Origin of the sequence: Methylocystis sp. (assembly GCF_051061225.1) — a bacterium.
GTDB lineage: Bacteria > Pseudomonadota > Alphaproteobacteria > Rhizobiales > Beijerinckiaceae > Methylocystis.
This window is the reverse complement of record NZ_JBPFEB010000067.1, coordinates 17,623-29,961: the sequence shown is the minus strand read 5'-3', so window position 1 is coordinate 29,961 and position 12,339 is coordinate 17,623. Positions and strand designations below refer to the sequence as shown.

At 67.7% G+C, this 12,339-nt stretch carries 14 protein-coding genes; 8 read left to right on the top strand and 6 right to left on the bottom strand.

The features are described from left to right. Positions 1-90 precede the first annotated feature (90 nt). Positions 91-612 carry a 3-hydroxyacyl-[acyl-carrier-protein] dehydratase FabA gene (gene fabA / locus ACR652_RS12020; RefSeq protein ID WP_434506723.1) on the bottom strand — a complete coding sequence of 174 codons (522 nt, stop codon included), beginning with the start codon at positions 610-612 and terminating at the stop codon, positions 91-93. A 281-nt stretch (positions 613-893) separates the two neighbouring features. On the opposite strand from fabA, the gene irrA reads away from it, so the two are divergent. Further along, positions 894-1,343: an iron response transcriptional regulator IrrA gene (irrA, locus tag ACR652_RS12015; protein WP_434506722.1), complete on the top strand. Its 450-nt coding sequence runs from the start codon at positions 894-896 to the stop codon at positions 1,341-1,343. Positions 1,344-1,403: 60 nt separating this feature from the next. Here the strand turns inward: irrA and ACR652_RS12010 are convergent, their stop codons facing one another. Next, the gene (locus ACR652_RS12010; protein ID WP_434506721.1) at positions 1,404-1,970 is read right to left on the bottom strand and encodes an SH3 domain-containing protein; all 567 of its coding nucleotides are present in this window, start codon (positions 1,968-1,970) and stop codon (positions 1,404-1,406) included. A gap of 181 nt (positions 1,971-2,151) precedes the next feature. Here ACR652_RS12010 and ACR652_RS12005 point away from each other — a divergent pair, with 181 nt between their 5' ends. The 3 genes from ACR652_RS12005 (at position 2,152) to ACR652_RS11995 (ending at position 4,185) form a co-directional block, all read left to right on the top strand. Beyond that, entirely contained in the window at positions 2,152-3,147 is a 996-nt protein-coding gene (locus ACR652_RS12005; RefSeq protein ID WP_434506720.1) for a 2-hydroxyacid dehydrogenase, read from the top strand. A 157-nt stretch (positions 3,148-3,304) separates the two neighbouring features. Further along, the gene (locus tag ACR652_RS12000; protein WP_434506719.1) at positions 3,305-3,811 is read left to right on the top strand and encodes an META domain-containing protein; all 507 of its coding nucleotides are present in this window, start codon (positions 3,305-3,307) and stop codon (positions 3,809-3,811) included. 143 nt (positions 3,812-3,954) lie between these two features. Next, positions 3,955-4,185 (top strand): FmdB family zinc ribbon protein, encoded by a 231-nt coding sequence (locus ACR652_RS11995; RefSeq protein ID WP_434506718.1) that lies wholly within the window; start codon positions 3,955-3,957, stop codon positions 4,183-4,185. Positions 4,186-4,242: 57 nt separating this feature from the next. On the opposite strand, the gene ACR652_RS11990 is transcribed toward ACR652_RS11995, so the two are convergent. Together ACR652_RS11990 and ACR652_RS11985 are read right to left on the bottom strand one after the other, a co-directional pair. Continuing rightward, the gene (locus ACR652_RS11990) at positions 4,243-4,437 is read right to left on the bottom strand and encodes a DUF1289 domain-containing protein (protein ID WP_434506717.1); all 195 of its coding nucleotides are present in this window, start codon (positions 4,435-4,437) and stop codon (positions 4,243-4,245) included. 186 nt (positions 4,438-4,623) lie between these two features. Then, positions 4,624-4,959 (bottom strand): hypothetical protein, encoded by a 336-nt coding sequence (locus tag ACR652_RS11985; protein ID WP_434506716.1) that lies wholly within the window; start codon positions 4,957-4,959, stop codon positions 4,624-4,626. A 168-nt stretch (positions 4,960-5,127) separates the two neighbouring features. On the opposite strand from ACR652_RS11985, the gene ACR652_RS11980 reads away from it, so the two are divergent. After that, on the top strand, positions 5,128-5,823 hold the full coding sequence (locus ACR652_RS11980) for a fumarylacetoacetate hydrolase family protein (protein WP_434506715.1): 696 nt from the start codon (positions 5,128-5,130) through the stop codon (positions 5,821-5,823). 125 nt (positions 5,824-5,948) lie between these two features. Beyond that, positions 5,949-7,451 (top strand): pyridoxal phosphate-dependent decarboxylase family protein, encoded by a 1,503-nt coding sequence (locus ACR652_RS11975; RefSeq protein WP_434506714.1) that lies wholly within the window; start codon positions 5,949-5,951, stop codon positions 7,449-7,451. Positions 7,452-7,562: 111 nt separating this feature from the next. Here the strand turns inward: ACR652_RS11975 and ACR652_RS11970 are convergent, their stop codons facing one another. Continuing rightward, entirely contained in the window at positions 7,563-8,384 is an 822-nt protein-coding gene (locus ACR652_RS11970; protein WP_434506713.1) for a universal stress protein, read from the bottom strand. A gap of 144 nt (positions 8,385-8,528) precedes the next feature. Then, positions 8,529-10,031 (bottom strand): histidine--tRNA ligase, encoded by a 1,503-nt coding sequence (hisS, locus tag ACR652_RS11965; protein ID WP_434506712.1) that lies wholly within the window; start codon positions 10,029-10,031, stop codon positions 8,529-8,531. Positions 10,032-10,233: 202 nt separating this feature from the next. Here hisS and ACR652_RS11960 point away from each other — a divergent pair, with 202 nt between their 5' ends. Both ACR652_RS11960 and ACR652_RS11955 read left to right on the top strand, forming a co-directional pair. Beyond that, a complete protein-coding gene (locus ACR652_RS11960) occupies positions 10,234-10,977 on the top strand; it encodes a class I SAM-dependent methyltransferase (protein WP_434506711.1) in 744 nt (247 codons plus the stop codon). After that, positions 10,964-12,307, top strand: a complete 1,344-nt coding sequence (locus tag ACR652_RS11955; RefSeq protein ID WP_434506710.1) for a glycosyltransferase family 61 protein — start codon at positions 10,964-10,966, stop codon at positions 12,305-12,307. The genes ACR652_RS11960 and ACR652_RS11955 overlap by 14 nt, the downstream gene beginning before the upstream one ends. Positions 12,308-12,339: the final 32 nt, after the last annotated feature.

Here is a 12,339-nt window from a genome sequence, read left to right as displayed (position 1 = left end):
GCCAGGGGCGTTGTTGCGGCGCGCCCCTCACCCTCGCTTCGCTCGACCTCTCCCCGCAGGCGGGGCGAGGGTCATCCCCAGCGTTTCAGATCACTCCGCCGCCGCCGGCGCATTGGCGAGGCCGACCTTGAGATCCTTGGCCTCATAGATGCGTTCGCCGTCCGCGGCCACCCAGCCGTCGGCGAGGCCGAGCACGAGCTTGCCGGTGCGCACGCGCTTGAAATCAATCCCGTAGGCAACGAGCTTGGTGTGCGGGCGGACCTGGCCGGAGAATTTCACCTCGCCGACGCCGAGCGCCATGCCGCGCCCCGGATTGCCGAGCCAGGCGAGATAGAACCCGACCATCTGCCACAGCGCGTCGAGGCCGAGGCAGCCCGGCATCACCGGATTGCCCTTGAAGTGGCAGTCGAAGAACCAGAGGCTCGGCTTGATGTCGAGCTCGGCGCGCATGTAGCCCTTGCCATGCTCGCCGCCCTCTTCGAAAATCTCGGTGATGCGATCGAACATCAGCATCGGCGGGAGCGGCAATTGCGCATTGCCCGGCCCGAACAGTTCCTCCCGCCCGCAGGCCAACAAATCTTCATAGCCGAATGACGAGCGCCGTTCGCTCATGGTCTCACCGCCTCCGCTGGAGCCTTTTTGAAGGCTCTCTCCCATTGATCGCGCCCCTCTTTTGAGCGTGCGCGCCGCCCGCTTGTTTTTGGCGGCCGGCGGCCCAACCGGCCGCTGACCGCCCGATGCGGGCCATTGTTCCGTAACATAGCCGGGGGCGCGCCGGAAGCGCCCGCGTCTCCCGCAGCGTCGGCGGCGCCGGAACGCGGCGCGAAAGTTGAGGTTTGCGTCCCTTTTTGGTATAGGTCAAACAAATCCAAAGCTCTTGTGAGCCGCCGCCGATGGACGCTTTCGTAAACAGACCGCCTTCACCCGACCTGCCGGAGCGCCGCAAATCCGTTCACGAGATGCTCGCCGAGGCCGGCTTGCGACCGACGCGGCAGCGCATGGCGCTGGGCGAACTCCTGTTTCGCGGCTATGACCGCCATGTGACGGCCGAGCGCCTCTTCGACGAGGCCGTCGCCGCCAGCCTCTCGGTCTCGCTGGCGACCGTTTACAACACGCTGCACCAGTTCACCGACGCGGGGCTCCTGCGGGAGATCGCCGTCGACGGCGCCCGGGTCTATTTCGACACCAATGTGCACGACCATCACCACTTCCTCGTCGAGGAAGACGGTGAGCTCTACGACATCCCCACCAATGTGACGGTGGCCAATCTGCCGACCCCGCCCGACGGGCTGCGCATCGACCGGGTCGACGTGGTGGTGCGGCTGCGGCGGGATGAGGGCTAGCGACGGCGCCTCCCTTCCTCCCCTTACAACAAGGAGGGAGGTGTGACGGTCAGCGTGGCGCTACTCCACCTTCTCGCCCGGATACACGCCCCACAGATTCTCCTGCTGCATGTATCCGTCGAACTCCTTGCCGGCGAGGCGGCACCATTTGCCGTCGCAGCCGCGCAGGGCGCCGATCACGCCGGGGCCGAGCTTGGCGATCGGTGTCGTGTGATCGGCGGCGACGAGCAGTTGCGGCTCTTTCTTCCAGGGGGCGACCAGCGCGGTGCGCCGGCCGGAGAGGAGGGAATGCAGCACCCAGCCTTCCGACCCCTCCGAATCGCGGATTTTCCGCCAGGTCTCGAATTCGGCGGTGATCTCCACCGGCAGGCCGGCGCGCTCGTAGATCCAGACGGTCGGATGGTCCTTGCTCGGCCCCTCGCGCACATTCACGCGGTCCGACTTGAGGCTGACATAGCGGGGCAGAGGCAGATTGCTCACCGGTCCCTTCTGCGGCTCCTGCGCCAGCGCGGGCGCCGCCAAAATGAGCGCGATGATCTGGAGAATTGCGTACAGGCCTGTCAAAATTCTGCTCTCCGGGCGCCTTATGGCGCTTGCAAGTCGCTCGTCTTGTCTTTGGCCCGCCATCTGCTAGGAAACCCAAACCGCAGAGCGCGGGGCGGCGTATTGGATTTGTCGCCCATCGTCGTTAAGACCGGGTTGAGGCGGGCGCGCCCCGACTCAGCCCGCTTCCGGCGGCGATTGACGCTTGTAGCGAAGTTTATGGATTTTCGCCAAAAAAGAGCGAGCCGAAGGGACGTAGCGCCACATGCCTAAGAAAAAGCCGCTCGTTGTCGTGACGCGCCGACTGCCCGAGGTGATCGAGACCCGCATGTGCGAGCTGTTCGACACGCGGCTCAACGAGACCGACCGGCCGATGACGCATGAGGAGCTGGCGGAGGCCATGCGCACGGCCGAGGTCCTCGTGCCGACCATCACCGACCGCATCGATTCGAGCCTGATCGCCCAGGCCGGCGAGCAGATGAAGCTGATCGCCAACTTCGGCAACGGCGTCGACAACATCGACGTCGCCTCGGCGCTCGGCCGCTCCATCACCGTCACCAACACGCCGGGCGTTCTGACCGAGGACACGGCCGACATGACCATGGCGCTGATCCTCTCGGTGGCGCGCCGGCTCGTCGAGGGCGCGCGGGCGATTCCGGAAGGCTCGTGGTCGGGCTGGTCGCCGACATGGATGCTCGGCCACCGGATCACCGGCAAGCGGCTCGGCATCGTCGGCATGGGCCGCATCGGCCAGGCGCTGGCCCGCCGCGCCAAGGCCTTCGGCCTGTCGATCCACTACCACAACCGCCGCCGCGCGGCGGTGGAGATCGAGGAGCAGCTCGAGGCGACCTATTGGGAGTCGCTCGACCAGATGCTGGCCCGTGTCGACATCGTGTCGATCCATTGCCCGCATACGCCCGCGACCTATCACCTGCTCTCGGCCCGCCGCCTCAAGCATCTGCGTCCGCACGCCATTCTGGTGAACACCGCGCGCGGCGAAATCGTCGACGAGAACGCGCTGATGCGCATGCTGGAAGCCAATGAGATGGCCGGCGCGGGCCTCGACGTGTTCGAGCACGAGCCCGCCGTCTCGCCCAAGCTTCTCAAGCTGGCGCAGAGCGGCAAGGTCACGCTGTTGCCGCATATGGGCTCGGCGACCATCGAAGGCCGCGTCGACATGGGCGAGAAGGTCATCATCAACATCAAGACCTTCATGGACGGTCACAGGCCGCCGGACCGCGTGCTGCCCAGCATGTTGTGATCAGCCGGCGTTCGCCGTAGCGTCGCCTCATGCGGCGGGCGGACGATTCGGCGCTGTGGCGCGCCTCTTTGCGCGCGGCGCCGGCCCCAACCACTCAAAGAGGCGCGCGAGGCCGGTCGACGAACGGCCGTGAACGCGCGCGAGGGAGGACGCAGTCATGAAAAAGCTTTTCCCGATCCTCGCCGCCGTCCTGGGCGTCGCGATGGTCGCCGCGCCGGCCGAGGCCAAGAAGCGGGGAGCCCCCGCCGAGGCGACGCAGGGGCAAGAACAGCCGCCGACGCCGCAGCAGGAAGGCGGCGCCCCCGCCGAACCGGCCGGCATCCCGCGCTATGTGCCCTTCCCGCACAATCGCAATTTCGTCCTCAAGGAAATCAACGGCAAAACGCCGCCGGTCGAGATCTGGATCAACATCGACGCGACCGGCCGCGCCAATGGCTTCTCGGGCTGCAAGAACTGGTCGGGCGTGTTCATCATCGGCCCCGACCGCCTCGGCCCCAGAGCCATGCCGGCGGTCAATGAGCGCCAGTGCGACGGCAATCTCGCCGGCCTGGAGCGCGACCTCTGGGGCGTGCTGCTCTCCGGTCCCTATTGGGACGTGAAGGGCGACGATTTGACCCTCAAGGGCGCCAAGGGCGGCGTGCTGAGGTTCCAGCGCTCGCTCTGAGCCCCGCGAGCCGCCCGGATCGCCAGTGTCGCAAAACCGACGCTGGCGTCATCCGGACGGACGCCGGCGCCAGGCTTTGCGCGGGAAACCGCTTCGGAACGCTCCTTGCTTCTCCTCGCGCGAACCCGTCGCGAGAGGAAAAAATGCCCCTTTACGCTTATTCCTGCCAGGACTGCGAGGCTGAGTTCGAGTTGCTGGTGCGCTCCTCGGACACGCCCGAATGCCCGGCCTGCGGCTCGCAAAAGCTCGCGCAGCAGGTGTCGCGCATCAGCCGCGAGATCAAATATCCGGCGATCGCCCGATCCTGGCGCCGCCGGGCCGCCGCCGAGGGCGATCTGTCCAATTTCAGCAAGGCCGAACGCGGGAAGCTTTAGGTTCGACAAAACAAGAGGCTGGAGCCCCGGTCCGATTCCATCGGGCCGGGAAAGTCTCTAGGACACGCGGCTGTCCGCCTTCCTGGCGCCGCCCATCGCCGCGAGGCGCGCCTTCGCCTTGACGACCACGCGCCGCCGCTCGGCGTCGGACATCTGCGACCAGGCGCCGATTTCGGCGCGGCTGCGGCCGCAGCCGACGCAGACGTGATCCGCGTTGAGGGTGCAGATCTTGTTGCAGGGACTTTCAACCATCCGGGGCCTCCTCCGAGAGGCCCGCAGATGGCCGAGGCGGCGCGGCGAGTCAATCCTTGCGACAGCCGCGCCGCGGTTGCGGTCTTGGAGCGCTTTCCGCCGAAGTGGAAACCGGTTGGGCGCAAGAAAGCGCGACAAAACAAAAAACGAGAGCCCCGCTCTGATTCCCTCAGAGCGGGAATTGCTCTAGTCGCCGATCGCGCCGCAGGCGCAGACGCCGGCGTTGCGGCACGGGGCGGGCGCGGGAACCAGCGGCCCAGTGGCGGCGGGCGCGCCGCTCTTCACCGGGCAGTTCCTGCAGGGGCATGTCCTGATGGAGGCGAGCGCGGTGGCGACTCCGGCGCGCACCACCGCCTGTCCCTTGTCGTCGCGCACCCGAATGAAGGCGCCGGGCCGCTCGCCCAGCCGCAGCGCCAGCGCCTCGACATGGCACCAGACCGCCGAGCGATGCGCAATGTCCACCGTCTCGGAAACGAGCGGCGCCTCGCCAAACTGTGCATATTCAAAGGTGAAGTCCGTCATGAAAAGTGATCCGGGGTGAAACATCAGCGGCTTAAATGCACAATGTGACGATTTTTGTAATCGTGCAGCGCAGCATCAGCTTGCCTCCGGCCGCCTGGGCGAAAGCGCAGCGGATATTCTCTCCGCGCTGGATTCCCCCCGCCGCGAAACCGCGCTAGACATCGCCGCATGACCGACGCCTTCGTCTTCCCGCCGCCGCCGCGTCCCTTCGTCGCCGTCGCCGGCGACGACCGCCGCTTCCCGGTGCGCCGCATCTTCTGCGTGGCGCTGAACTACGCCGCCCACGCCCGCGAGATGGGGAAGGACCCCGGCGCCGAGCCGCCCTTCTTCTTCACCAAACCCGCCGACGCCGTTGTCGCCGACGGCGCGACCATTCCCTTCCCCAGCCTGACGCAGGATCTCCACCATGAGATCGAGCTGGTCGTCGCGCTTCAGGCCGGCGGCGAGCGGATCGCGCCCGAGCGCGCGCTCGACTGCGTCTATGGCTACGCCGCCGGGATCGACCTGACCCGGCGCGACCTTCAGAGCGCCGCGCGCCAGGCCGGGCGGCCGTGGGACATGTCCAAGGGCTTCGACAATTCCGCCCCGATCGGCGCCCTCCGCAAGGCGTCCGAGATCGGCCATCCCGCCGCCGGGCGGATCGCGCTGTCGGTCAATGGCGCGGCGCGGCAGCAGGGCGATCTCTCCGATCTGATCTGGAGCGTGCCGCAGATCATCGCCGCGCTTTCGGCGGAGGTCGCGCTCGCGGCCGGCGACCTGATCTTCACCGGGACGCCGTCGGGCGTCGGCGCGCTGCGGCCGGGCGACGTGGCCGAGGGTGAGATTGCGGGCGTGGGGAGCGTCCGCGTGACGCTGGCGCGTTAAAGCCCGGTTGCGCGGAGAGGGCAAAGGCGGCTATTGGCAGTGCCGTTGAACCCGCCGGGAGACGCGCGGCGCATGCCCCATATCACCGCCTTTGCGGCGCTGGCCAAGCGCGCGAGCGCCGCCGTATGACCGGACCGGTCGACCTCGACCCCGACGACTGGGAGGCCTTTCGCGCCGAGAGCCATCGCGCTCTCGACGAGATGATCGACTATCTGCGCGATCTGCGGAAGCGTCCCGTCTGGACCGAGCCGAGCGCCGAGGCCAAGGCGCGCTTTACCCGCGACCTGCCGGCCGAGGGGCGCGACCTTTCCGAGGTGCTCGCCGACTTCGACCGCTATATCAAGCCTTTCGCGACGGGCAACATTCACCCCATGTTCATGGGCTGGGCGCAGGGAGCGGGCACGCCCGTCGGCATGATCGCCGAAATGCTCGCCGCCGGCATGAACTCCAACTGCGGCGGGCGCAATCACATCGCCATCGACGTGGAGCGCCAGATCGCCAGATGGATGGCGCAAGCCTTCGGCTTCCCGCCGGACGCCTCCGGCATTTTTGTCACCGGCGCCTCGATGGCCAATTTCCTGTCGCTGCTCGTCGCGCGCGATCAGGCCTATGGCGACCGCGACGTCCGGCTCAACGGACTTTGCGCCCAGAGCGGCCAGCTCATCGCCTACGCCTCGCGCGAGGCGCACAATTGCGTGCGGCAGGCGATGGAGCTCGCGGGACTGGGCGCCCGCCATCTGCGGCTCATTCCCTCGGACGAGAACCGGCGCATCAAGATCAGCGCGCTGCGCCACGCCATCGCCGCCGACCGGGCGGCGGGCTTCCGGCCGTTTCTGGTCGTGGGCACGGCCGGAACGGTGGATGTGGGGGCGATCGATCCGCTCGACCGGCTCGCCGACGTCGCGCATACGGAAGACATGTGGTTCCATGTCGACGGCGCCTTCGGCGCGCTGGCGGCGCTGTCGCAAGAGCTGAAGCCGCTGGTCAAGGGGCTGGAGCGCGCCGACAGTGTCGCCTTCGACTTCCACAAATGGCTGCATGCGCCGTACGACGCGGGTTTCTTCCTGGTGCGCGACCCGGCGGCCCACAAGCGCGCCTTCGCCGCCAACGCCGCCTATCTGTCGCGCGCCCCGCGCGGGCTCGCCGCGGGGGACGCCTGGCCCTGCGATCTCGGCCCCGATCTCTCGCGCGGTTTTCGCGCGCTCAAGACCTGGTTCACCATCGAGACCTTCGGCGCCGCGAAGCTCGCCCAATGCATCGAGCAATGCTGCCGCATGGCGAAACGGCTCGAAGCCTGGATCCAGGCGTCCGACAGTTTCGTGATGCGCGCGCCGGTGGCGCTCAACATCGTCTGTTTCGCGGTGAAGGACGATCCCGACGGCTCGCTCGCCCGCGAGATCGTGATGGAGCTGCATGAGCGCGGCGAGGCGGCGCCCTCTCTGACGATCCTGGACGGCGCCCCGGCGATCCGCGCGGCGATCCTCAATCACCGCACCCATGAGGCCGACATCGACGCCATGACGGTCTATCTCGACGCCGCGCTGCGCCGCGCCCGCAAGGAGCCTCATGACTTCGGCGCGCTGATCCAGCCGCATGGGCCGGGCAAGACGCGCCTCTCGGCGGATTGAGCGAAGCGCGCCGCGACCGCGCCTCCTGCGCAAGACAGACGATTTCGGCCGCTACGCCGACCTCGTCGCCTGAGCGCGCAAGCCCCCGCCGCAGCGGGGGCCTTTCAAGCGCTACTTCGCTGGAACCGCGTAAACCGGGCAGGGCGACTCATGCAGCACGCGCTCGGTCGTCGAGCCGCGCAGCGCGTCGAGCAGGCCCCGGCGGCCTTGCGTCGGCATGGCGATGAGATCGGCGCCGATCTCGCCCGCGTAAGAGAAAATCGTCTCGATGACCGGCCCCTGCCGCAATTCGATATGCGGCAGCAGTCCGTCGAAGATCGGCCTCTCCTCGCCGACATGGAGGAGCATCACATCCGCGGCGGGATTGAGCGCATGGGCGAAATCCGCCACATGGCGGAAGGCGTCGAGCGGCGGCACGCTCGCCTCGACCGGCATCAGCACCGTATTGAGCGAAATCTGTCCCGTCTCGCGATCGACGAAGCCCTTGTGGTCCTCGCGCAGGAACAGCGCCGGCATATGGGTCTCGCGCACGGTCTCCTCGGCGATGGAGTCGTCGAGCCAGCGTTCAAGCCCGGTGCGGCTATGCGTCATCAGCACCATGAGATCGCACAGATGCCGCTGCACATAGGCGGCGACGCCCTGCACCGGCGAGGCCGACTCGATCGAGGCCTTGATGAATTTCACGCCGAGGGTTTCGGCGGCGTCCTGGCGCGAGGCTCCGGGCGCGATCATGCGCCAGCGCGCCAGCATCTCCCGCACATGCGGGAAGCGGTTCCAGTCGTCCGGATCGTCCTCGGCGGGCTCGGCGATATGCACGAGATGCAGATCCCCCTGCGTCGCCACCGCGATGCGCAGCGCATGGGCGAAGGCGTCCTGGCTGGCGAAGGACAGGTCCGTCGGGTGGAGAATGGATTTGGGCGGTTCGCCGATCATATCGCTTGTCCTCTCGGGTGCTCTTTCGCAAACCTATGTCGCCGGGCGAGCCGCGCCTAGTCCGACCTTTGTCGCGCCCGCTTCGCCCCTCACCCCAACCCTCTCCCTGCGAAGCGGGGTGAGGGGCGAGGCCGCTATGACCGCCTAACCCTGCTCCGTCTGCGCCGCGAGCGCCTTCTTCACCTCTTCGACCAGTTCGCTCTCGGGCGCGGAAAACTGCGCCGGCCGCGCCGCCTTCCATTCCTCATTGGTGGAAATGGCGGCGGCGGCCTTCGCCCCGGCGACGAGATCCTTGATCTGCACCTCGCCTTTCGCCTTTTCGTCCGAACCCTGAATGACGACGAGCGGCGAATGGCGCCGGTCGGCGTATTTCATCTGCGCCTTCATACCGGCGGCGCCGAGATAGAGCTCGGCGGCGACGCCCGCGCCGCGCAACTGCGCGACCATGCGCTGGTAATCGGCGAGGCGGTCGCGGTCGAGGACGAGCACGACCACCGGGCCGACATGCGGCCGCGCGGTCACGATCGGGCTGCCGACGAGTTTCAGCGCCGCGAAGAGGCGCGAGACGCCGATGGAAAAGCCTGTCGCGGGCGTGTTCTCGGGACGGAAGCGGCCGACGAGGCCGTCATAGCGCCCGCCGCCGCCCACCGAGCCGAAGCGCACCGGATGGCCCTTCTCGTCGCGGGTCTCGAAGGTGAGGTCCGCCTCGAAGACCGGGCCGGTGTAATATTCCAGCCCGCGCACCACCGACGGGTCGATGCGGATGCGGTCCGGGCCGAAGCCGGCGTCGCGGGCGAGGTCCTCGATCTCGAGCAGCTCCTCGGCGCCCTGCGCGCCGATTTCGCTCTTGCCGAGCAGGCCGAAAAGGTCGAAGGCGGGCTTGCCGTCCCTGTACTGGCCGCCGAGGCTGAAGGACATGATCGTGTCGATTGCGGCGAGCGACAGGCCGGCGCCCCTGGTGAAGTCGCCGCTGTCATCCTTGCGGCCCTCGCCGAGAAGCTGGCGCACGCCGTCGGGGCCGAGGCGGTCGAGCTTGTCGATGGCGCGCAGCACCACGAGCCGGCGCCCGGCGTTCTCCTCGCCGGCGAGGCCCACGGCCTGCATCACGCCGTCGAGCACCTTGCGGCTGTTGATCTTGATGACATAGTCCCCCCGCGCGATCCCCAGCCGCTCCAGCGCGTCGGCGGCCATCATGCAGATTTCGGCGTCGGCGGCGGGCGAGGCCGAGCCGACCGTATCGGCGTCGAACTGCATGAACTGGCGGAAGCGCCCCGGACCCGGCTTCTCGTTGCGGTAGACATGGCCGCAGCGATAGGAGCGATAGGGCTTCGGCAGGCGGTCGTAATTCTGCGCCACGAAACGCGCGAGCGGCGCGGTCAGATCATAGCGCAGCGACAGCCATTGCTCGTCGTCGTCCTGGAGCGAGAAGACGCCTTCGTTCGGCCGGTCCTGATCCGGCAGGAACTTGCCGAGCGCGTCGGTATATTCGAAGGCCGGCGTCTCCAGCGCCTCGAACCCATAGAGCTCATAGACCGAGCGGATGACGTCGAGCATGCGGCCCGTCGCGGCCAGCTCGCCCGCCTCGCGATCCGAGAAACCGCGCGGCGCCCGCGCTTCGACCTTCGTCTTCTTTTCGTCCGTTGACATTTTCGCCTTTGCCGCGCGCGGCCCGCCGCCCTCCCCTTGCGGATGAACAGCGGCCCTTGTGGGTGAATTTCGCCGTCTTCCTAGCATTTTCCCCGCCCGAGGGAAGCCGCCGCGCCGCGAAAGGCCCCGAGGGCCGGTCACGGAGCGTGACCTTTGCCATGAGACCAGCTAACGTGCAGGTTGCAACGGCAAGGATTCAGCTATGCTCGATGAACAGACTTTCGTCCGGCGGGAGCTTCAGGGCCTGAACTATTACGCCTTCCTGAGGCGCTATTTCGCAGCCCGGCGGCCCCGGAACTGTCTCGAGATCGGCGTGTGCCACGGAAAGAGCTTCATGCTCGCGGACTGCCCCGCCATCGGCGTCGATCCCGCGCCGGAGCTGCGCGGCGACATCGTCGGCGGCAAGCCGCACGCCTCCGTGTTCCGCATGACGAGCGACGACTTCTTCGCGACCGGCAAGCTCCCGCATCTCTTTCCCGACGGGGTCGACCTGGCCTTTCTGGACGGCATGCATCTCTTCGAATTTCTGCTGCGCGATTTCATCAACACCGAGCGTCACGCCCGCCCCGACGGGACCATCCTCCTGCACGACTGTCTTCCGATCAACGCCGAGATGGCCGAGCGCGAACGCCGGCCGGCGCTGCGCCGCGACGCCGCCTACCGGTCGCACTGGACGGGCGATGTCTGGAAAGTCGTCTTCATCCTGAAACGCCATCGGCCGGACCTGAGGATCACCGTGCTCGACAGCCAGCCGACCGGCCTGACGATCGTGGAAAATCTGGACCCGGCGTCGGAGGTCCTCGCGCGCGACTACGACCGGATCGTCAGTGAGTATCTCGACGAAGCGCTGACCGACGAGACGCTTTTCCGGGTCGCCGACGGGCTGGGGGTCGAAAGCGCCGACGCCTATCTGGACGCCTTCGAGGCCCGGCATGGCGCGCGCTGAGATCGGGCGCGCGACGGTTCATTTTCGCGGGCTCGAAGGAAAGCCGCTGGCGCGGGTCATCGACCAGCTTCAGCGGCTCGAGGTGGTCGATCGCCCGCTTCGGCACATCGTCCTCGACCATGCGCGACTGCAACGGGTCGACACGCTCGGCCTCTCCGAGTGGGAGGGAGGCGTCGTCGACGCTGCCGGGGAGACCCCCGAATTCGCGCGGCTCCAGCGCGCCGGGGTCGAGTGCCTGCGTCCGAGGCGCGACGGCGCCGATGTCCGGCCGCGGACCGAACTGGACGTCGCCATCCTCGGCGGCATGTCTTTCGCCGGCTACGGGCATATTCTGCTCGAAAGCCTGGCGCGCATCTGGGCGGCCGGGCTGGAGCCGGCGGCGCCGATCGTCTTCCTGCAAAAAACCCGCAACGCCGGCGCGGAGGACATTCTGGCCGCGGCGCTCGATCTGCTCGGGATCGATCCGGGCCGGCTGCTGTTTCTCGAGGGCGACGCCGTCTGCCGGCGCCTGATCGTCCCGGAGCCGGGCGTCCGTCTCGAAATGTCGATCAATCGCCGTCATTTCGACGCCCTCGCCGGGCGGCTGGCGCGGCGGCGCGAGGCGCCCGCCACGGCCGGGCCGCCCATCTATCTGTCGAGATCGCGGCTCACGGTCCATCACCGCCGGCCCTTCGGCGAGACGAGCCTCGAACAGGCTCTGGAAGGGGACGGTCACCGGATCATCCACCCGGAGCTGCTGCCGCTCGCCGAGCAGGCGCAGCTTTTCGACCAGTCCGACCGCTTCGCCGGATTCATCGGGTCGCAGTTCCACAATCTGCTCTTCCGCCTGCGGCCCGATCCCCTGCAGGTCGTCTATTTCTGCGGCGACACGCCCAACCCCAATTTCCTTCTGCTCGACGCGCTCTTCGCGGGCGAGCGGCATTATGTGAAGGCGACCACTTTCGCGCCGCTGTTCGAATTCGGCAATCGCGCGCCCTTCTGCGTCGATTTCGACGTCATCCGCGACTGCTGCGACATCCTCGGCGCGGACCGGGGCCATCTGGACGCGCTTGTCGTCGACGCCGCCAGCCAGTCGGCCTTCGTCGAGAACTGGTTCGAAAACTATTTCCACCACAAGATTATGCGCCTGATCTCGCTCTCGCCGAACATGCCCGAGTCCGAGCGGCTGGGCATTTTCAGCAAACGCATGGACCGCCTCATGCGCGCGGATTTCGACGGGCCGCAGGCGGCCCTGGCTGTGCGGAAATTCAAGCAGATTCTCGAGCCGAGCGGCCTGCTGCCCGCCTCGGCCACGCAGTCCTATCGCGAGGCGCTCCAGAGGCGCGTCTAGAGGCGGACGCGCGGCGCCAACGCCCTTTAACT